Raw genomic sequence first — 1,806 nt, forward strand, 5'->3', positions numbered from 1 at the left:
TCGGTCAGAGCAGAGGACTCATAATCCTTGGGTCGTGGGTTCGAGCCCCACCCGCCCCACCAGCGCAGCCCCACCACTCAGGCGAATGCCTCGGGCCAGGCGTGACCTTCGGCTCTGGCCCCCCGACCGCGCGGGCGGCACGCTCAAGTCGTGACCACGGCACGGTCCGAGCGGGCCATGCTCCCGCCACGGTGGTTCATCCGGGCGTTCTGGCAGGCCCACCGAGCGCTGGTGCGCAGCACCCACGGGCGGCGTGGGCTGTGGCGTCCCAAGCCGGGCGGGTGGGGGGCGCTGCGCCTGACCACCGTCGGCCGGCACACGGGGGAGGAGCGGCACGTCATCGTCGGCTACGTCGAGGACGGGGCCGCGATGGTCACGATGGCCATGAACGGCTGGGGAGCGGCCGAGCCGGCCTGGTGGCTGAACCTGCAGGCCCACCCCGACGCAGTCGTGCAGACCAAGGACGGCGTCCACCGGGTCCGGGCTCGGGAGGCCGAGGGGGCGGAGCGAGAGCGCCTGTGGGCGCGGTGGGCCCAGGTCGACAAGAACCTTGACGGGTACGCCGCGCGCCGGCCGGGCAAGACCGCGGTGGTGATCCTCGAGCCCCTCGAGGAGCTCGAGGACTAGGAATCAGCACGCGGGGTGCGGAGCGGCCGGGCCGATCCTCGCCCCACACGAGGATCGGCCCGGGTCGGCTGGCCTCAGCCGACGGTCTCCTGGAGCCGCTGGGAGGTGGCGGCCAGGTCGTGGGCGGCGGCCCGGATGCCCTCGAGCTCGGCGCGGGTGGCGCGGGACGCCTCGTCGACCAGCTCGAGCGTGACGGCGATGTCGCGGCCGCGGTCGGCGGCCTCGCCGATGCTGCCGGCGATCGCCGCGGTGGTCGCGGTCTGCTCCTCGACCGCGCCGGCGATGGAGTTCTGGAAGTCGCTGATCCGGCCGATGATCTCCTGGATCCGGTTGATCTCGGTCGCGGCCTCGGCGACCGCGTTCTGGATGGACTCGACCCGGGTGGAGATGTCGCCGGTGGCCCGGCTGGTCTCCTGCGCGAGCTCCTTGACCTCGCCGGCGACGACCGCGAAGCCCTTGCCGGCGTCCCCGGCACGCGCCGCCTCGATGGTCGCGTTGAGCGCCAGCAGGTTGGTCTGCTCGGCGATCGCGGTGATCACCTTGACGACGTTGCCGATCTCGGCCGAGGAGTCACCGAGGGCGCCGACCACCATCGTCGTGCTGTCGGCGATCTCGACGGCCTCCCCGGCGATCCGTGCCAACGAGGCGGTGTTCTGGGCGATCTCGCTGATCGAGGCGCCCATCTGCTGGGTCCCGGCGGCGACGTGCTCGATGCCGGTGCTGACCTCCTGGGCCGAGACCGCCGCGGCGGCGGTCTGAGCCGCGGTCCGCTCGGCGCTCTCGGTGATGCCGTCGCTGGTCTCGACGAGGCTGCTCACCGCTGCGTCGAGCTGGTGGGCTGCCTCCCCGACGCTGGCCGCAACCGACGCCGACCGGTCCAGGGTCCCGTTGAGGGCCGTCGCGAGCTTCTCCAGCTCGTTGTGACCGGCGCCCTCGGGCAGCCGCGTGGACAGGTCGCCGCTGGCGAGCAGGTCGGTCGCCGAGCGGATCGGCCGGACGATCGTGCGCCCGATGAAGTACGCCGCGGCACCCACCAGGACGATCACCACGAGCCCGGCGAGCAGCAGGGTGCGGGTCTCGCCCCAGGCGACCGAGCTGACGTCGTCGACGTAGATGCCCGATCCGATCACCCAGCCCCACGGTTCGTAGCCCGCGACGTACGACACCTTCGGCTGCGGC

Annotated in this window: 2 protein-coding genes; one reads left to right on the top strand and one right to left on the bottom strand. The window is 72.9% G+C overall.

All coding sequences use genetic code 11. The features are described 5' to 3' along the window. The first annotated feature begins 150 nt into the window (after positions 1-150). On the top strand, positions 151-627 hold the full coding sequence (locus Q0L15_RS21395; protein ID WP_296606780.1) for a nitroreductase/quinone reductase family protein: 477 nt from the start codon (positions 151-153) through the stop codon (positions 625-627). Between the two features lie 74 nt (positions 628-701). Here the strand turns inward: Q0L15_RS21395 and Q0L15_RS21400 are convergent. Continuing rightward, a partial coding sequence (locus Q0L15_RS21400) for a methyl-accepting chemotaxis protein (RefSeq protein WP_296606782.1) occupies positions 702-1,806 on the bottom strand: 1,105 nt, incomplete at its 5' end.

The organism is Nocardioides sp., assembly GCF_024509035.1.
In the GTDB taxonomy this organism is placed as follows: domain Bacteria; phylum Actinomycetota; class Actinomycetes; order Propionibacteriales; family Nocardioidaceae; genus Nocardioides.